The sequence below is a fragment of the Spirillospora sp. CA-128828 genome (assembly GCF_050945415.1).
Taxonomy (GTDB): Bacteria; Actinomycetota; Actinomycetes; order Streptosporangiales; family Streptosporangiaceae; genus Spirillospora.
Genome location: NZ_CP191986.1, coordinates 3,702,952 through 3,720,268 on the forward strand (window position 1 = coordinate 3,702,952; position 17,317 = coordinate 3,720,268).

Consider the following 17,317-nt stretch of genomic DNA (forward strand, 5'->3'; position numbering starts at 1 on the left):
ACGCCGTGAAGTCGTTCGTGCATCTCCATGTGCACACGGAGTACAGCATGCTGGACGGCGCCGCCAAGATCGGCCCGTTGACCGACGAGGTGGCGCGGCAGCGGATGCCCGCGGTGGCGATGAGCGACCACGGCAACGTGCACGGCGCGTACGAGTTCTTCCACGCGGCGAACAAGGCCGGCGTCAAGCCGGTCATCGGCGCCGAGGCCTACGTTGCGCCCGCGTCGCGGTTCCACAAGGAGGCGGTGTTCTGGAGCGAGGATCTCGCGCTCCGCCGGTCCGACGATGAGACCGGTGAGGGCGGCGACATCTCCGGCCGCGGCCTGTACACGCACATGACGATGTGGGCCGCCGACGCAGGCGGGTTGCGGAACCTGTTCCGGCTCCAGTCGCGGGCGTGGCTGGAAGGCCACGTCCAGAAGTACCCGCGGATGGACGATGAACTGCTCGCCGAGCACGGTGCGGGCATCATCGCCACGACCGGCTGCCCGTCCGGCGCGGTGCAGACCCGGCTTCGTCTGGGCCAGTACGACCAGGCCGTCGAGGCCGCTGCGCGGTACCGGGACATTTTCGGCCAGGACAACTACTTTCTGGAATTGATGGACCACGGTCTTGCCATCGAGCGCCGCGTCCGCGATGACCTGCTGAGGCTCGGCAGGCACCTGGGTCTGCCGCCGCTTGCCACCAACGACTCGCACTACGTGACCGAGGACCAGGCGCAGGCGCATGACGCGCTGCTGTGCATCGGGACCGGCAAGCAACTCGCCGACCAGAAACGGTTCCGGTTCTCCGGGTCGGGCTACTTCATCAAGAGCGCCGCGGAGATGCGGGCCTTGTGGGACCCCGAGGTCCCCGGGGCGTGCGACAACACGCTGCTGATCGCCGAACGCGTCGGCGACTACGGCGAGGTCTTCGCCCAACGTGACCTCATGCCCAAGTTCCCCGTCCCCGATGGGCACGGCGAGTCGTCGTGGCTGCGCAAGGAGACCCTGGCCGGGGCCCGGCGTCGCTTCGGCGGCGACCCGCCGCAGGATGTGCTGGACCGCATTGACTACGAGCTGTCGGTGATCGACGGAATGGGTTTCCCGGGGTACTTCCTGGTGGTCGCCGACATCTGCCGGCACGCCCGCGCCGGCGGGATCGGCCTCGGCCCGGGCCGCGGGTCGGCGACCGGGTCGATGGTGGCGTACTGCACGGGGATCACCGAACTGGACCCGATCGAGCACGGGCTGATCTTCGAGCGGTTCCTCAACCCGGAGCGGATCACCATGCCCGACGTCGATCTGGACCTCGACGACCGCCGTCGCGACGAGATGATCGACTACGTCACCGCGCAGTACGGCGGCGACCGCGTGTGCCAGATCGTCACCTTCGGCACGATCAAGGCCAAGGCGGCGGTGAAGGACGCCTGCCGGGTGCTGGGCTACCCCTACGCGCTCGGCGACCGGATCACCAAGGCGTTCCCGGCCGCCGCCGGCGGCAAGGAGATCCCGCTGGCGGCCATCCACGACCCCGGCCATCCCCGGCACGGTGAGGCCACCGAACTGCGGAAGATGTACGCCGAGGAACCCGACGTCAAACGGGTCATCGACACCGCCGGGGGAGTGGAGGGCCTGACCCGCGGCACCGGCGTACACGCGGCCGGTGTGATCCTGTCGTCCGAGCCGCTGATCGACGTGCTGCCCCTGGTCAAGCCCAAGCAGGACGGCCCGGTCATCACCGGGTTCCCGTTCACCCAGGCCGAAGAGATGGGCCTGCTGAAGATGGACTTTCTCGGGCTGCGCAATCTCACCGTCATCAACGACGCGATCGCAGGCGTCAAGGCGAACAAGGGCATCGACATCGACATCCTCGATGTACCGCTCGACGACGCCAGGACCTACCAGCTGCTCGCACGCGGCGACACCCTCGGGGTCTTCCAGCTCGACGGCGGCGGGATGCGGACCCTGCTACGGCTGATGCAGCCCACCGCGTTCACCGACATCGCGGCGGTCTCCGCCCTCTATCGGCCGGGACCGATGGAGATGAACGCCCACACCAACTACGCGCTGCGCAAGACCGGCAGGCAGAAGGTCGAACCGATCCACCCCGAGCTCAAGGACGCGCTGGAACCCATCCTGGGCGACACCTACCACCTGGTGGTCTTCCAGGAACAGGTCATGGCGATCGCCCAGCAGCTCGCCGGCTACTCCCTCGGCGGAGCCGACATGCTGCGCCGCGCCATGGGCAAGAAGAAGAAGGACGTCCTCGACGCCGAGTGGGGCAGGTTCTCCACCGGAATGCGGGACCGCGGCTTCTCCGACGATGCGATCAAAGCCGTCTGGGACGTGCTGGTCCCCTTCTCCGGATACGGCTTCAACAAGTCCCACACCGCCGGGTACGGCGTCGTCTCGTACTGGACGGCCTACCTCAAGGCCAACCACCCCGCCGAATACCTCGCCGCGCTGCTCACCTCGGTCGGCGATGACAAGGACAAGATGGCGCTGTATCTGGCCGACTGCCGCCGCTTGGGCATCAAAGTGCTTCCGCCCGACGTCAACCAGAGCGAACTGAACTTCGCCGCCGTCGGGCACGACATCCGCTTCGGCCTCGGCGCCATCCGCAACGTCGGCGCAGGCGTCGTCGACGCCATCGTCCGCGCACGGCGGGAAGAGGGCGACTACACCGGCTTCAACGACTTCCTCTCCAAGATTCCGCAGAGCGTCTGCAACAAGCGCGTCATCGAGTCGCTGGCCAAGGCCGGGGCCTTCGACGGCCTCGGCCACCGCCGCAAGGGCCTGGTCATGGCCCACGAGCAGGCCGTCGACGCGGTCATCGACCTCAAACGCAACGCCGCCCGTGGTCAGGACTCCCTCTTCGGGGCGTGCGCCGAGTCCGCCGAGACCCTTTCGGTCGAGGTCCCCGAGCAGGAATGGGACACCGGCACCCTGCTGGCCTTCGAACGGGAGATGCTCGGCCTGTACGTCTCGTCCCATCCCCTGGACGGCGCCGAACCGGTCCTTGAGGCCAACCGCGACACCACGATCGCCGACCTGCTGGGCTCCGCCCGGGCCGACGCACCTGTGCGGTGGCCGGGATCATCTCCGGCCTGCAGCGCAAGGTCACCAAGCAGGGCAACCCGTGGGCGATCGTCACTCTCGAAGACCACGATGCCTCTGTGGAATGCCTCATCTTTCCCAAGACCTACACGCTGTACGGCCAGGCACTGGCGGAAGACCGCGTGATCTCCGTGCAAGGGCGGACCAACATCCGCGACGAGACACTCAGCGTCTACGGCGAAGACATCACCACCCTCGATCTCGCCCATGCGGCCACCGAGCCACCTGTGGTCGTCCACGTTCACGAAGACCGGCTGAACCTCCGGCTCGTGCAAGAACTCAAACAGATCCTCACCACCCATCCCGGGCGGACGCCCGTGCACTTGCTGCTGCAGCGGCACGGGCCCAAAAGCGTTCTGTTCGACCTGCGCCCCTTCCGGGTGACTCCCGGCCCGGCCTTCTACGGCGACATCAAGGCTCTGCTCGGCCCCTCGTCCCACTCGTAGACGGCTCCGAACCGCGGGCCGGCCCTTCTGGTGGTTCAAAGGCGGACCTGACGGGTCACCAGGCGACGAAGCCGCCGTCCACGAGGAGGTCCGTACCGGTGACGAACGAGGCGGCGTCGCTCAGCAGGAAGACGGTGGGCCCGGCGATCTCGTCGACGGTGGCCATGCGCGCCATGGGGGTTTCGGACTCGAAGCGTCCGACGCGGTCGGCGACCTCGGGGCGGAGGTTCATGGGCGTGGCGGTGTAGCCGGGGCTGATGCTGTTGACGCGGACGCCGCGGCCGGCCCATTCGGTGGCGAGGCTCTTCGACAGGTGCATGACGGCGGCCTTGGAGGCGTTGTAGTGCGCCTGGGTGAGGCCGCGGTTGGCGATCGTTCCGGACATCGAGGCGATGTTGACGATGGAGCCGCCGCCGTTGCGCAGCAGGGCGCGGCCCTCGGCCTGGCAGGAGAGGAAGACGCCGGTGAGGTTGACGTCGATGACCTTCTGCCACTGGGCAAGGGACATGTCCTCGGCGGGGGCCGCGTTGGCGATCCCGGCGGCGTTGACTGCCAGGCGCAAGGGGCCGAGGGAGCCTTCGGCCAGCTCTACGGCCTCCTCCAGGTCGGCGGCCTGAGTGACGTCGCCGTGGAAGGCGGCGGCGCGCCGGCCCGCCTTCTCGATGGCCTCGGCGGCAACGTCGAGGTCCGCGCCGGGCAGGTCCAGCAGGGCGACGTCGGCGCCCATCTCGGCGAGGGCGATCGCCAGGCGCCGCCCGATGCCCGATCCGGCGCCGGTCACGAGGGCGGTGCGGCCGTCGAGGCGGAACGAGGGTGCGGTCACGGGGTGCTCCTGTCGGGTTCGTCGGCGAGGCGCCGGGCAACGCCCAGGTCGGTGATGAGGACGTCGATCCAGCCGCCGCGCAGGGCGGCGCGGATCGCGGCGTACTTGCGGTGGCCGCCGGCGGCGGCGATGCGACGGGGGATGCCGCGGAACGCTCCGGGCGCGATGCCGATGACGCGTTCGTCCAGGTTGGTGTTGAGCAGGGTGCCGTCCTCGTCGAAGAAGTGGAGGCTGATGTCGCCCACTCCGCCGAGGCGCCGCAACTCCTCCTGCTCCTCGGCCGAGAAGATGTTGCCGCTCTCGCGCAGCAGCGGGGAGGGTTCCAGGCTGCCGATGCCGACGAGCGCGACGGTCAGCCGGTCCCAGGTCGCGATGACGTCGGCGACCTTGGGGTCGGCGACGATCGCGTCCCGGGCGGCGCGGTTGCCGACGACGCCGGGCGCGGAGATGAAGACGGGCTCGGCGCCGGTGATGTCGGCGAGGCGGCCCATCAGGCGGGTGGCCTGCACCTGAACCTTCGGGTCTCCGACGCCGCCGACGAGTTGCACGACCTGCTCCGAGAATCGTCCACCGGGTCTGGACCGCATCGCCTCCACGGTGGCGAGCAGCGTCGCACTCCAGGAGGAGATGCCGACCCTGTCACTCTCCATGAGAGTGGTCTCCAGGTAGACGGCGGTGGCGGCGCCGAGGGCGGGCAGGACCTCCTCGCCCTCGCCCTCCACGTCGACGATGGCGATGTCACGGAGCCCGTACCGGGCCTGCAGCGTCTCCTCCAGGTCGGTGAAGACCCCGGCGGGCGGCACGACGATGGTCCGGACGATGCCCAGCTCGGCGGCCTGTTTGAGTAGCCGGGACACCCGCGACTGGGAGATGCGCAGCTCTTCCGCGATCTGCGGCTGGCGCATCCCCTGCTCGTGGTACAGGCGGGCGACCCTGGTCATCAGGCGCAGCTGCTCGTCGGTGGTCGCCATGCGGGTGGCGCGGCGGATGCTGGTCATCGTGGCCTTTCGGAGGACGGGCCGGCGCGGACTTTCCGGCACTGAGCATCATGCCGTGGCCAGCCGCATGACGGCGGTGTCGGTGGCGTCCGCCCCGGCCAGGACGCCCCGCAGCCGTCCCCGGCTGAGTACGAGGACGCGGTGCGACAGGCCGAGCACCTCGTCGAGGTCGGAGCTGACGACGATCACCGCCATCCCCGAGCGCGCGAGTTCGGCGATCACCTCGTAGATGGCGGCCCGGGCGCCGACGTCGATGCCGCGGGTGGGCTCGTCGAGGATCACGACCTTGGGGCGGCGCGCCAGCCACTTGGCGATGACGACCTTCTGCTGGTTGCCGCCCGACAGGGTGCTCACCGGCTGGGACGGCCGTCCCTTGATGCCCATCTCCTTGATCGCCGCGCCGGCGGCGGAGGCCACGCGCTGCGGGGTGAGCCAGCCGTGCTTGGCGACGCGGTCCAGATTGGGCAGCGCGACGTTGTCGCCGATGGACAGGTCGAGGACGACGCCCTGGTTCTTGCGGTCCTCGGGAACGAGCACGACCCCGGCCGCGATGGCGTCGTGCGGCCCGCGCAGCCTCAGCACGTCGCCCTCCACCGAGACCGTGCCCGCCTTGACGGGGTCGACTCCGGCGACCGCCCGGACGAGTTCGGTGCGGCCCGCCCCCACGATGCCGGCGATCCCGAGGATCTCGCCTTCGTGGACGTCGAACGAGACGTCCTGGAACGTCCCGTCCGCCGCGGTGAGTTCGTTCACCCGCAGCACGGCGCGTTCGCGCGGCACCCCCGTGTCGGGGAAGATCCGCTCGATGCTGCGGCCGACCATCTCCTCCACGAGCCGGGCCACCGGTACGTCGGCGGTGTCGTGCGAGGCGACCCGCTGCCCGTCGCGCATCACCACCACGCGGTCGCAGATGCGTGTGACCTCCTCCAGCCGGTGGCTGATGTAGACGAAGGCCATGCCCTCGCTCTTGAGCGCCGCGATCCGTTCGAAGAGATGGTCGGTCTCGTCGGAGCCGAGCGCCGCGGTGGGCTCGTCCAGGATGAGCAGCCGGGCGTTCAGCGTGAGCGCCTTGGCGATCTCGACCTGTTGTTGTTCGGCGACGCGCAGGGTGCGCACGAGCCGGGTCGGTGAGATGTCCAGCCCGAGCCTTGTGAGCTGCTGGCTGGCCCTCCGGTTCATCTCCGCGCGGTCGATCCTGCCGCCGCGCTGGAGGAGGCGCCCGACGAAGACGTTCTCGGCCACCGACAGATCCGGCAGAAGCCGCATCTCCTGGTGGATGAGCCCGATGCCCCGGTCGATCGCCTCGCCGGGCGAGCCCGGCGCGTAGGGCTCGCCGTTCCACGTCATGCTGCCGGTGTCGGACGGGAACGTTCCGGCGATGACGTTGGAGAGCGTCGACTTGCCCGCGCCGTTCTCGCCCAGCAGCGCCACGACCTCCCCTGGGTGCACGTCGATGTCGATGTGGTCGAGCGCCTGGGTGGCGCCGAAGCGCTTGGACACACCGCGCACAACCAGGCCTGCGTCGTCAGTCATGGCATGTTCCTAGGGGAGTCGTGGCAGGTTCCTACGGGTGGGTGGCGATGTACTCGTCGGCCTTGGCCGTGTCCTTCTTGGTCAGCAGGAACGCGGGCTGAAGCTGCTGCGCGGGCACCGCCTTGCCGTCGATGACGTTGATCGCGGTGTCCACGGCCATCCGGCCCATCTTGCGGGTCTGCTGGACCATGGTGGCGTCGATCGTCCCTGCGCGGACCGCCTTGATCCCGGCCACGTCGCCGTCGAACCCGACGATCGTGTACTTCTTGCCCGTCCCCGCGGACTTGACCGCCTGGGCGGCGCCGAGCGCCATCGCGTCGGCCTGGCCCCAGAAGATGTTGATGCCGGGCTTGGCCTGGAGCATGTCCTGGGCGACGGCGAACGCCTTGTCCTGCGCCCAGTCGGCGGACTGCTGGGCGACGACCTTGACCCCGGGCGCGGCGGTGAGCGCCTGGCCGAAGCCCTTCTGCCGGTCGACCTGAGGCGTTGTGCCGATCTGGCCTTGGAGGATCGCCAGCTCGCCCTTGCCGCCCACGTTCTTGACCGTCCAGTCGCCGAGGGTCTTCGCGGCGGCGACGCTGTCGGTGGCGATGAACGACTTGCCCGGCTGGTCCGGCGGGTTGCGGTCCACGGTGATGACGGGGATCTTGGCGCGTTCGGCCGCCTTGACCGGCACGCCCGCGGCCGTGGCGCCCGCCGGAATGTAGATGATCGCCTTGACCTGGCGGCTGATGAAGTCCTGGATCTGGTTGACCTGGGTGGCCGAGTCGCCCCGCGCGTCCGCGACGACGACCTCGACGTTCTTGGTCTTGGCCTGCTCCTCGACCGCCTGCTTGATCTGGTTGAAGAAGTCGGCCTGGAGGTTGGCGACGGCGAGTCCGATGACGACCTTGCCCTCGCCGGACGAGCCGCCGCGCCCGCAGCCGGCGACGCCCAGGGCGAGCACGGCCGCCATTCCGATGGCCATTGTGGTTTTCATGGGGGTGGGTACTCCTTCTGCTGGTAATGCTTGCGACCTCTGCTGGTGAGGCTGGCGAGTTCGGTCAGTGCGCCTCGCGGCGCCGGAGCACGTCGAGCATGACCGCGAGCGCGATCACCGCGCCGATGACGATCTGCTGGACGAACGGCGAGACGCTGAGGAGGTTGAGGCCGTTGCGCAGCACGCCGATGATCAGGACGCCGATCACGGTCCCGGTGACGCGGCCGACGCCGCCGGACAGGCTGGCGCCGCCGATCACCACGGCGGCGATGGTGTCGAGCTCGTAGCTCAGGCCCGCGCTGGGCTGGGAGGAGTCGAGCCGCATGGTCATGAAGACGCCCGCCAGCCCCGCCAGCAGCCCGGCCACGACGTAGACGAGCGTGGTGGTCTTCTTGACGTTGATGCCCGCCAGCCGCGCGACCTCGGGGCTGCCGCCGATCGCGTAGATCGCCCGGCCGCCGGAGCGGTACCGCATGTAGGCCCAGCCCGCCACGTACAGGAGCACGAGCACGATCGAGGTGACCGTGAAGATGCCCAGGTAGCGTGCGGTGGACAGGTTGTCGAACCAGTCGGGGTACCCGACGATCTGCTGACCGTCGGTGATCACGTTCGCGACGCCGCGGGCGATCGACAGCATCGCCAGCGTCGCGATGAACGGGGGCAGCTTGGCCAAGGTGATCCCGAGGCCCGACAGCAGCCCGCACAGGCCGCCGACCGCGATGGCCGTGACCGCGCCGAGCCACAGCGGCCAGCCCGCCTCGTGCGACAGCCAGCCGACGACCATCGTCGCCAGCGCGAGCACCGCGCCGACCGAAAGGTCGATGCCGCCCATGATGATCACGGCGGTCATGCCGAGCGCCAGGATTCCCAGAATGGTGATCTGGTCGACGATGTTGAGCAGGTTCGGCCCGGTCAGGAAGTGCGGCGTCGCGATGAAGAGGGCGACGCACAGGGCCACGAGTCCGAGCGCGGGCCCGCGTGAGCCCGTCAGCAGCTGATCCGCCCAGGCGGGTGTTCTCCGGCGCCCCCTGCCCGGCTGTGTGTCGACGGCCGACACCGTGTCGTGCGTCGTGCTCATCAGGATCTCCTCGTACTAGCTCATGAACATGCCGCCGTCGACGTTGATCGCCTGACCCGTGATGTAGGCGGCGTCGTCCGAGGCGAGGAAAAGCAGCAGGTTGGCTATGTCGTCGTTGGTTCCGGCGCGCCCGAGCGGGATGTCCCCGACCCATTCGGCCATGAGCTCGCCCGGCTTGTATCCGCCGAGCAGGCGGCCCCACTCGCGGTCGTTGTAGTCCCACATGTCGCTGCCGACGATGCCGGGGCAGTAGGCGTTGACAGTGATCTGATCTTTGGCGAGTTCCTTGGCCAGGCTCTGCGTGAGGCCGACCACGCCGAACTTGCTGGCCGCGTAGTGCGGGGTGTAGATGAAGCCCTGCCTCGCCTGGCCCGAGGCGGCGTTGAGGATGCGTCCGCCTCGCCCGTTCCGCCGCATGATGGCGGCGGCCGCCTGGGAGCAGAGGAACGTGCCTGTGGTGTTGACGTTCAGGACCCTCTCCCAGTCGCCAAGGGTGAGGTCCTCCAGGCGGCTGATGGTGATGACGCCCGCGTTGTTGACGAGAACGTCCAGGCTGTCGAGCGCGCCGAAGGCCGCGGCGACGTCATCGGGGTCGGTGACGTCGGCCTTGACGCCTCGCGCGTCGTGGCTTTCGGCCGTCTCTTCGATGCCGTCGTCCAGATCGAGCATCAGGACGTCGGCTCCTTCCTCGGCGAAGCGTTGCGCTATGCCCAGGCCGATGCCCCGGCCCGCTCCGGTGACGGCCACGGTCTTGCCTTCGAACCTCATGCCGGTGCTCCTCCGTGGTGACGTGCACGGCGGACGGCGTCGTGCCAGTGCCTGAGGCGGCCTTGACGCTCGGTCTCGCTGGTTTCCGGCACGTACGTCTCGCGTGTTCGCTGCAGGGCTTCCAGGTCTTCGCGGCTCCACAGGCCGTGTGTCAGGCCTGCCAGGTGGGCTGCGCCCAGCGCGGACAGGTCGCGGTCCAGAGATCGTTCGACTGTTCTGCCGCCGGTGTCGGCTTGGAGCTGCATCAGGGTTTCGTTGGCCGTCGGGCCGCCATCCGCCAGGAGCGTGGTGATGGGCGCCGAGTCCCGTTCGATCGCACCGAGGACGTCCTCGATCTGGAAGGCGATCGATTCGAGCGCGGCCCGGGCGAGGTGTTCCGCCTTGGTACCGAACGTGACGCCGCTGATCAGGCCCACCGCCGCGTCGTCCCACCAAGGGGCGCCCAGGCCGCTGAACGCCGGGACGATGACGACGCCCTCGCTGGTCTCGGCGGCCCGGCCGGCGAGGTCGTCCGGTTCGAGTCCCAGGACGCCGGCCAGCCAGGTGAGCGTCGCCCCGGTGGACCTGATGTTGCCTTCGATGGCCCAGGTCGGCTCGCCCACGTCCCAGGCGACTGTCAGGCACATGCCTTGGGGGATGCGGGCCGACGGGGACGCCACGGCCATGACGGAGGAACCCGTGCCGTACGTCGCCTTGACCGTGCCTTCCGTCCAGCCGCGGTGGGCGAAGAGCGCCGCGTGCGAGTCACCGAGCACCGCCGTCACGGGGATGCCGCCCGGCAGCGGCCCGAGGTTTCCGGCTCCGGGGAAGGGGCCCTGCGACGAGACGATGGTCGGCAGAACCTCATGCGGGATGTCGAAGAGCCGAGTGAGCCGCTTGTCCCAGGCCCTCTCCCTGACGTCGATGAGCTGCGTTCGGGCCGCGTTGCCCACCTCGATGAGATGGTCGCCGCCGAGCTTGTAGAGCAGCCAGGAGTCGACCGTTCCGAGACAGAGCTCCCCGGCCCTGCTGCGGCTGCGGTCGGGGTCGTGCTCGTCCAGCAGCCAGCGGGCCTTGGGCGCCGAGAACATCGGGTCCAGGGGCAGGCCGCTGATCTCCTTGACCATGCCGGCGGCGTTCATGTCCAGGTCGCCTGCCGTGCGGCGGTCCAGCCAGCTCAGCATCGGGCCCATCGGCCGCCCGGTGGCGCGGTCCCAGAGCAGCAGGGATTCCCGCTGCGTGCTGAGGCCGACGGCCGCGACGTCAGCGGGGTCATGTCCTTGGAGGCAGCTCGCGACCGCCTTCCCGCAGCTCTCCCAGATCTCCTCGGCCGATTGCTCGACCCATCCCGGTCTGGGCGCGGAGAGGGCGACCGGGACGGAACCGTGGGAGACGATGTTCCACCCGCGATCGACGAGGATCGCCTTGGTGGCACTCGTCCCCTGGTCGATGGCCAGAACGTAGGGCTTCATGGCTGGAGCAGCTCACGTACCGCGTGACCGATTCCGTCCGTGGTCAGCCCGAAATGCTCCAGCAGGAACGAGGCGCTCCCCGTGGGCGCGAACTCCCGGTTGACTCCGAGGATCCGCATCGGAACAGGCTCGTTCTGCACGACCACGTTCGCGACCGCCGCGCCGAGCCCCCCGGTGGTCGTCGCTTCCTCCGCGGTGACGATGCCCTTGGTCTCGCGGGCCGCCCTGAGGACGGACTCGACATCCATCGGCTCGACGAACGTCATGTTGAGCACCCGTACGCCAATGCCCTCGCCGCGCAGCGTTTCCGCCGCCTCGACCGCGCGCGAGACGAGCGTCCCGACCGCCACCACCGTGATGTCGTCGCCTTCAGTGAGCTGGACGGCCCTTCCGGGCTCGAACACCGCGTTATCCGGCGTGACCTCGGGCACCTTGAACCGGGGAATCCGCATGTAAACGGGCTTGCGGTAACTCGCCGCCCACCGTACGGCCTGGCGTGTCTGCACCGGATCCGCGGGAACCGCCACCGCCAGATCGGCGATGGCCCGCATCCATGAAAGGTCCTCGATGGAATGGTGGGTGGGGCCGAGCTCCCCGTACGCCATGCCCGGGCTCTGGCCGCAGAGCACGATAGGCACCCCGCTGTAGGCGGCGTCGGCCTTGATCTGTTCCGTGGCCCGCCCGGTCAGGAACGGGCCTGCGGCGCTGACGAACGGGATGAACCCGCCATTGGCGAGCCCCGCACCGACGCCCACCAGGTCCTGCTCGGCGATCCCCACGTTCACGAGCCGCTCCGGGAAGAGCTCCTTGAACTTCACCAGGTTGCTCGACCCGACCGAGTCGTTGCAGACGGCGACGACCCGTTCGTCCTCCTTCGCCAGGGCGATGAGCTCCTCCGCGAACGCCTGCCGGCAGTCGAAGGTCTCCCGTGCGGTGATCATCGGCTCAGCTCCTCCAGCGCGGCTTTCACCTGGTCGGGGCTCGGGACCTTGTGGTGCCACTCCACGCGGTCCTCCATGAACGACACGCCCTTCCCCTTGATCGTGTGCGCGATGACGGCGACGGGCCGGCCGGTGTCCGAGGGGCGGAACGCCTGGAGAAGCTGCGCGTGGTCGTGCCCGTCGGCCTCTCGGACCTCCCAGCCGAAGCTGGCCCACTTGCCGGCGAGCGGCTCCAGGTTCTTGGTCTCCTCGGTCCCGGCTCCCTGCTGGAACCGGTTCCGGTCCACGATCGCGGTCAGATTGCCGAGGTCGTGATGGGCGGCCGTCATCGCGGCCTCCCAGTTGCTGCCCTCCTGCAGTTCCCCGTCCCCGAGCACCACGAAGGTCCGCCAGTCCTGACCGGACAGCCTCCCGGCGAGCGCGCACCCGACCGCGACCGGAAATCCGTGCCCCAGCGGTCCCGTGTTGGTCTCGACCCCCGGCACCTTGGTCCGGTTCGGATGGCCGTTGAGCGCCGACAACGGCGCCATGAAGGTGTCGAGTTCGCTCTTGGGGAAGAACCCGCAGTGCGCGAGCGTCGCGTACAGCGATGCCGCGCAGTGGCCTTTGCTGAGCACGAACCGATCCCTGGTCGCGTTCCGGGGATCTCCGGGGTCAACGTTGAGGACGCCTCCGAACAGCGTCGCGAGGATGTCGGCGACCGAGAAGTCCCCGCCGATGTGCCCCATCTGGGCCTGATCGATCATGCGTACGACGCTCCGCCGCACCTCCCTCGCCAGCTCCCGCAGAACCTCGGCCTGCTGCCCCACCGGGAGCGCGGGGGTCCGTCCCCGCCGTCCCCGGTAGAGTGCGGCTTCGCCCGCATCCGCCGTCAGCATGTCCCCCACCCTTAGGTTGAATATCTATTCACGACTGAATTTAATATGACGCTAGAACACGCCGCCGCCGTGCGTCAAGAGGTCACTTTCTGTTTCCGGACGTCCGCATGCGTCGCCACAACCAGGAATCAACTACAGAGTGCAAGAAGCCACTTGCATAAAGTCACTGTCGCCCCGCCCAGGTTGGGGCCGTAGGGCAGGATGATGTTGGGCGACTGCCGCCCAGCTTCAGTTTGAGGTTGGAGCCGGCCGTGTACCGGAGGACGTGCCGTCCGACCTCGCAGGATCCCGTGAACGCCAGGACGTCCACGCCGAGGTGCTCGCCGAGAGAGCGGCCGGTGTTCTCGCCCAGGCGGTTGACGACGTTGAACGCTCCGCCCGGCGACCCGGCCCCGCGGCCAAGGCGGCGCGGTGGACGTTGGCGACCACCATCATCGCGTCGTGCCGGAGCGGAACCTCGCCGAGCCTGCGCTGGATGGCCTGCTGTCAGGCCACATTCGGGCCGTACCGGACGGCCCGGACAGTTCTTGGACGCGAGTCATCGGCGGTGACCATGGAGGCGGCGGGGTCGGCGCGTGGTCATTGGACGCGGGTGGCGATGCCGGGGTAGTCAAGGATGAGGCCGTGCTGGTCATAGACCAAGCGGCAGGAGAAGCCGAATACGGGTGCGGTGTAGTCGTAGTGCCCTTCGCCGGAGCGCGAATAGGTCTGGTCCAAGCGGTCCACCGCCAGCCCGACCGCGCGGACGTAGGCGGCGGGCGCGTCGACCGGACGCTCGACGGGCAGGTGCAACCGGTGCACCGGGAAGGTGTTGGTCATGGCCGATGCCTCGAGGTCCAGATCCAGGCATCCCTGCAGATGGGGCGCGGCAACACCGTCGACCTGCCAGTGACCCATGCCGTCCGCCTCGATCACCGTGACGACGGTTGAGGCGGCGCTGCGCCCGACGATCCGCGCGGACCTGGTCCGCCATGATTCGTCCAACTGAATCACGTAGTCCACGACCCAGGACCCACCGTCCTCCGTGGCCGTCGTGGTGCCCTGTACCCGCGGACCCCGATCGTCGACGGAGAAGAACGCGACCTCGAATCCTGCGCGCGCCCCCTCGTGCCGCCAGGAGGCGACCGAGGGCAGCTTGACGAACGACATCGATGACCTCCACGGACTCCGAGCTCACCGGTGCAACCCCGAGAAGCGCCGGGGCAATCCCGGCGTGCGCTTCGCAACCGGCCCACCGGAAAGTTCTCGAAAGAAATCCGGGAGGCGGTGTCGGATCGCGGCGGTGGCGTTCGTAGCAGGGGTGAGGGCGCCCACGAGGGCGCCCCGAGGAGAAGGGAAGCAATCATGAAGCTGACGACCAATACGCAGGTCTCCATCGATGGAGTGGTGCAGGGAAACGGCGGGCGGCACCCGGACCTCGACCCCGGATTCGAGCGCGGCGGATGGGCCCGGCCGCTGTTCGACAACGAGGCCATGAGGTTCGTCGACGAGTACTACCAGCGTGCCGACGCCTTCCTGTTCGGCCGGCGGACCTACGATCTTTTCGCCGGCTACTGGGGAGTGATGGATTCGGGCAGCAGCCCCGTCGCAGACGCCTTGAACACGCGGCCCAAGTACGTCGCATCGAACACGCTCACCGACACGCGCTGGGCGGACACGACCGTCCTCTCCGGTGACGTCGCGGCGGCCATCGGCGAGCTGAAAGCCAGGCCGGGAGGCGAGTTGCAGGTGCATGGAAGCGGCAAGCTGGTCCGCTGGCTCCTCGCCAACCAGCTGGTCGACGAGCTCACCCTGCTCGTCTGCCCGGTGGTCGTCGGAGAAGGCACGCGGCTGTTCCCCGACAGCGGCCCGGACATGGCGCTCGAACTGGTCGAATCGCGAGCCTTCCCGAAGGGCATAATGCTCCAGGTCTATCGCCCGGCCGGGCGTCCGCAGTATGCGAGATGATCGGAAAATGAAGTACCTGCTTTCCGTGATCCATGACAAGAGCGACCTCGCCACTTCGGACGAGCAGGCCGCGATCGACGTGTTCAACGATCGGCTCCAGGCCGAGGGGCACTGGGTCTTCGCCGGCGGTCTCGGGGCGCCCGGCACGGCCACCGTCATCGACAACCGGGGTGCGGAGGCGATGTTCACCGACGGCCCCTTCTTGGAGTCCAAGGAGTTCCTCGTCGGCTTCTGGATCATCGAGGCGCCGGATCTCGACGTGGCCCTCAAGCTCGCCGCCGACGGGTCGAAGGCCTGCAACCGGAAGGTCGAGGTGCGGCCGTTCCTGTGAACAGAGTCGACGTCCGGGAGGCGATCACCCGGACCCATCACGAGGAGTGGGCTCGGGTGGTCGCCTCCCTGAGCCGGCGTTTCGGTGACCTCGACATCGCCGAGGAGGCGGCCGCCGAGGCGTTCGCGACCGCCGTCGAACGGTGGCCAGCGGACGGCGTACCGCCCAACCCCGGCGCCTGGCTCACCACCACCGCCAACCGCAAGGCCATCGACCGCATCCGGCGCGAGAACAAACGCGACGACAAGCACAAGGAGGCTCAGATGGTGTACGACGACGACCCGCCCGAACCTGCCGGCGCCATCGACGACGACCGGCTCCGCCTGATCTTCACCTGCTGCCACCCGGCGCTCGCGATGGAGACCCGCGTGGCGCTGACCCTGCGCATGGTCGGCGGTCTGACCGTGCCCGAGATCGCCCGCGCCTTCCTGGTGCAGGAGAGCGCCATGGGGCAGCGGATCACCCGCGCGAAGGCCAAGATCAAGGCGGCCCGCATCCCCTACCGCGTGCCGTCCGCCGAGGATCTCCCGGTGCGCGTCTCCGGCGTGCTCGCCGTCCTGTACCTGGTGTTCAACGAGGGCTACCTGGCCACCGGCCCCGACACCGACCCCCTACGCCCCGGCCTGACCGCCGAGGCGATCCGGCTCACCCGCCTGATCCGAGCCCTCATGCCCGACGACGGCGAGGTGGCCGGGCTGCTGGCACTGATGCTCCTCACCGAGGCGCGCCGCACCGCGCGCGTTTCGGCGAGCGGCGACCTGGTCCCCCTCGCCGAGCAGGACCGTGGAGCCTGGGACGCGGCCCTGATCGCCGAGGGCCACCGGCTGGTGCGCGAGCGCCTGGCCTCCCGGATGGCTCCAGGGCGCTACCAGATTCTCGCCGCGATCAACGCCGTGCACACCTCTGCCCGCGACATACGCGACACCGACTGGTCGCAGGTCGTCGCCCTCTACGACCAGCTCGTGCGTCTCGACCCCTCGCCGATCATCGTCCTCAATCGAACCATCGCGGTCGCCGAGCTCGACGGCCCGGAGATCGCGCTGGCGGCCGTCGACCGTCTTGAGGACAAATTGGCCGGCTATCACGCCTACCACGCGACTCGCGCCGACCTCCTGCGTCGGCTGGGGCAGAGCCAGAAATCGCGCGCGGCCTACGACAAAGCCATCGAACTGGCGGGCAACACCGCCGAAACCGCCTACCTGACACGCCGCCGCGACCAACTGGGATAACGCCCCGTAACGGAGGCATCCCTTAGCTCGGCACCGCGTTCGGTCGATTCCGCCCAGAGTCAGCAGCGAGACATTGACGCCGCTCAAAGCGAAGTGGCGCCGGGCGGTGTCGGTGAAGGCGAGGGTCGCGTATTCGCTCGATGCGTCATCCGACCCCGTGAACGCTCGTGCCAGCGCACTAGCTGCTGTGTAGGTCGCACCAGACCTCCTGCGTGGCGCCTTCCGAAGGCTAACTCAACCGTTACGCGCGCAAAATTGGGGCCGCAGTGGTTCTTGACCGTGCGGCTAGCCGGCGAAGAGATCGGCCACGTCATTGACCAGCTGTGCGGCGCTATCCGGGTTGGCGAGAAAGGCACCGACGAAGACGGCCGGACCGGCAAGGAGCACGAGCCAGCCCAGCAGAGCCCCGGCGAGCGCCGACCCACGTCCGAACTGGCCGGTTCTGCGGATCTGCCGGCCGGCGATATGCCCAATGACCATGGCGAACAACGACGTGAGTCCACAGGTGAAGAACCCGAGGATGCCCAGTACGAGAGCCGCGGTGGCCATGCCGTTACGTGCGGGCGGCGGATAGGGGAGAGACTGCGGCACCGGGTGATACGGCGGCTCGGGGGAGTGGCCCGCGAAGGAAGCGTAAATGATCTTTCGCTGGAATCCGTCTTCACAACATGGCCTGTCCCGGCCATGAAAGTCTTTCGGGGGCTCCCGGACTGACAGTCCCGCTATGGTGCGTCGCTCGCATATTGAACTACGACATCTGACGCGGCTCCGGCGCGCCGGAGCCGTCCGTCCGAGCGGCGGAGATGGCTCGTCGGCA

15 protein-coding genes and 1 pseudogene are annotated in these 17,317 nt (G+C 68.8%); 4 read left to right on the forward strand and 12 right to left on the reverse strand.

The annotated features are described in order from the left end of the window. Positions 1-47 precede the first annotated feature (47 nt). Positions 48-3,544: pseudogene (dnaE, locus tag ACQPXG_RS18280) on the forward strand (DNA polymerase III subunit alpha). Between the two features lie 55 nt (positions 3,545-3,599). Here the strand turns inward: dnaE and ACQPXG_RS18285 are convergent. From ACQPXG_RS18285 to ACQPXG_RS18335, 11 genes are all read right to left on the reverse strand, one after another. Continuing rightward, positions 3,600-4,367, reverse strand: coding sequence for an SDR family oxidoreductase (locus ACQPXG_RS18285; protein WP_433468901.1), 768 nt, complete (start codon positions 4,365-4,367; stop codon positions 3,600-3,602). Further along, the gene (locus ACQPXG_RS18290; RefSeq protein WP_433468902.1) at positions 4,364-5,365 is read right to left on the reverse strand and encodes a sugar-binding transcriptional regulator; all 1,002 of its coding nucleotides are present in this window, start codon (positions 5,363-5,365) and stop codon (positions 4,364-4,366) included. The genes ACQPXG_RS18285 and ACQPXG_RS18290 overlap by 4 nt, the downstream gene beginning before the upstream one ends. A gap of 48 nt (positions 5,366-5,413) precedes the next feature. Then, entirely contained in the window at positions 5,414-6,898 is a 1,485-nt protein-coding gene (locus tag ACQPXG_RS18295; RefSeq protein ID WP_433468903.1) for a sugar ABC transporter ATP-binding protein, read from the reverse strand. Between the two features lie 31 nt (positions 6,899-6,929). Next, positions 6,930-7,877, reverse strand: a complete 948-nt coding sequence (locus tag ACQPXG_RS18300) for a sugar ABC transporter substrate-binding protein (RefSeq protein WP_433468904.1) — start codon at positions 7,875-7,877, stop codon at positions 6,930-6,932. 64 nt (positions 7,878-7,941) lie between these two features. Beyond that, positions 7,942-8,955, reverse strand: a complete 1,014-nt coding sequence (locus ACQPXG_RS18305) for an ABC transporter permease (RefSeq protein ID WP_433468905.1) — start codon at positions 8,953-8,955, stop codon at positions 7,942-7,944. Positions 8,956-8,970: 15 nt separating this feature from the next. Then, complete coding sequence (locus ACQPXG_RS18310) at positions 8,971-9,723, reverse strand: SDR family oxidoreductase (RefSeq protein ID WP_433468906.1); 753 nt, start codon at positions 9,721-9,723, stop codon at positions 8,971-8,973. Next, complete coding sequence (locus ACQPXG_RS18315; protein ID WP_433468907.1) at positions 9,720-11,174, reverse strand: FGGY family carbohydrate kinase; 1,455 nt, start codon at positions 11,172-11,174, stop codon at positions 9,720-9,722. The genes ACQPXG_RS18310 and ACQPXG_RS18315 overlap by 4 nt, the downstream gene beginning before the upstream one ends. Then, positions 11,171-12,115, reverse strand: a complete 945-nt coding sequence (locus tag ACQPXG_RS18320; protein ID WP_433468908.1) for a transketolase family protein — start codon at positions 12,113-12,115, stop codon at positions 11,171-11,173. The genes ACQPXG_RS18315 and ACQPXG_RS18320 overlap by 4 nt, the downstream gene beginning before the upstream one ends. Then, the gene (locus ACQPXG_RS18325) at positions 12,112-12,993 is read right to left on the reverse strand and encodes a transketolase (RefSeq protein ID WP_433468909.1); all 882 of its coding nucleotides are present in this window, start codon (positions 12,991-12,993) and stop codon (positions 12,112-12,114) included. The genes ACQPXG_RS18320 and ACQPXG_RS18325 overlap by 4 nt, the downstream gene beginning before the upstream one ends. Before the next feature lie 163 nt (positions 12,994-13,156). Next, the gene (locus ACQPXG_RS18330) at positions 13,157-13,483 is read right to left on the reverse strand and encodes an aldehyde dehydrogenase family protein (RefSeq protein ID WP_433469990.1); all 327 of its coding nucleotides are present in this window, start codon (positions 13,481-13,483) and stop codon (positions 13,157-13,159) included. Between the two features lie 89 nt (positions 13,484-13,572). Continuing rightward, positions 13,573-14,142: a putative glycolipid-binding domain-containing protein gene (locus ACQPXG_RS18335; RefSeq protein WP_433468910.1), complete on the reverse strand. Its 570-nt coding sequence runs from the start codon at positions 14,140-14,142 to the stop codon at positions 13,573-13,575. Positions 14,143-14,337: 195 nt separating this feature from the next. On the opposite strand from ACQPXG_RS18335, the gene ACQPXG_RS18340 reads away from it, so the two are divergent. From ACQPXG_RS18340 to ACQPXG_RS18350, 3 genes are read left to right on the forward strand one after another with little or no spacing between them, the layout of a single operon-like run. Next, positions 14,338-14,940, forward strand: coding sequence for a dihydrofolate reductase family protein (locus ACQPXG_RS18340; protein WP_433468911.1), 603 nt, complete (start codon positions 14,338-14,340; stop codon positions 14,938-14,940). Positions 14,941-14,947: 7 nt separating this feature from the next. After that, positions 14,948-15,271 carry a YciI family protein gene (locus tag ACQPXG_RS18345; protein WP_433468912.1) on the forward strand — a complete coding sequence of 108 codons (324 nt, stop codon included), beginning with the start codon at positions 14,948-14,950 and terminating at the stop codon, positions 15,269-15,271. Beyond that, on the forward strand, positions 15,268-16,500 hold the full coding sequence (locus tag ACQPXG_RS18350) for an RNA polymerase sigma factor (RefSeq protein ID WP_433468913.1): 1,233 nt from the start codon (positions 15,268-15,270) through the stop codon (positions 16,498-16,500). Before ACQPXG_RS18345 ends, ACQPXG_RS18350 begins: the two co-directional genes overlap by 4 nt. 285 nt (positions 16,501-16,785) lie before the next feature. Here ACQPXG_RS18350 and ACQPXG_RS18355 read toward each other — a convergent pair whose 3' ends face one another. Then, positions 16,786-17,049, reverse strand: a complete 264-nt coding sequence (locus ACQPXG_RS18355; protein WP_433468914.1) for a DUF4190 domain-containing protein — start codon at positions 17,047-17,049, stop codon at positions 16,786-16,788. Positions 17,050-17,317: the final 268 nt, after the last annotated feature.

Coding starts and splice junctions, on each gene's coding strand:
- ACQPXG_RS18290 (WP_433468902.1), bottom strand. CDS start 5,365: ATGACCAGCATCCGCCGCGCCACCCGCATGGCGACCACCGACGAGCAG.
- ACQPXG_RS18355 (WP_433468914.1), bottom strand. CDS start 17,049: ATGGCCACCGCGGCTCTCGTACTGGGCATCCTCGGGTTCTTCACCTGT.
- ACQPXG_RS18335 (WP_433468910.1), bottom strand. CDS start 14,142: ATGTCGTTCGTCAAGCTGCCCTCGGTCGCCTCCTGGCGGCACGAGGGG.
- ACQPXG_RS18310 (WP_433468906.1), bottom strand. CDS start 9,723: ATGAGGTTCGAAGGCAAGACCGTGGCCGTCACCGGAGCGGGCCGGGGC.
- ACQPXG_RS18315 (WP_433468907.1), bottom strand. CDS start 11,174: ATGAAGCCCTACGTTCTGGCCATCGACCAGGGGACGAGTGCCACCAAG.
- ACQPXG_RS18295 (WP_433468903.1), bottom strand. CDS start 6,898: ATGACTGACGACGCAGGCCTGGTTGTGCGCGGTGTGTCCAAGCGCTTC.
- ACQPXG_RS18340 (WP_433468911.1), top strand. CDS start 14,338: ATGAAGCTGACGACCAATACGCAGGTCTCCATCGATGGAGTGGTGCAG.
- ACQPXG_RS18325 (WP_433468909.1), bottom strand. CDS start 12,993: ATGCTGACGGCGGATGCGGGCGAAGCCGCACTCTACCGGGGACGGCGG.
- ACQPXG_RS18305 (WP_433468905.1), bottom strand. CDS start 8,955: ATGAGCACGACGCACGACACGGTGTCGGCCGTCGACACACAGCCGGGC.
- ACQPXG_RS18300 (WP_433468904.1), bottom strand. CDS start 7,877: ATGAAAACCACAATGGCCATCGGAATGGCGGCCGTGCTCGCCCTGGGC.
- ACQPXG_RS18320 (WP_433468908.1), bottom strand. CDS start 12,115: ATGATCACCGCACGGGAGACCTTCGACTGCCGGCAGGCGTTCGCGGAG.
- ACQPXG_RS18345 (WP_433468912.1), top strand. CDS start 14,948: ATGAAGTACCTGCTTTCCGTGATCCATGACAAGAGCGACCTCGCCACT.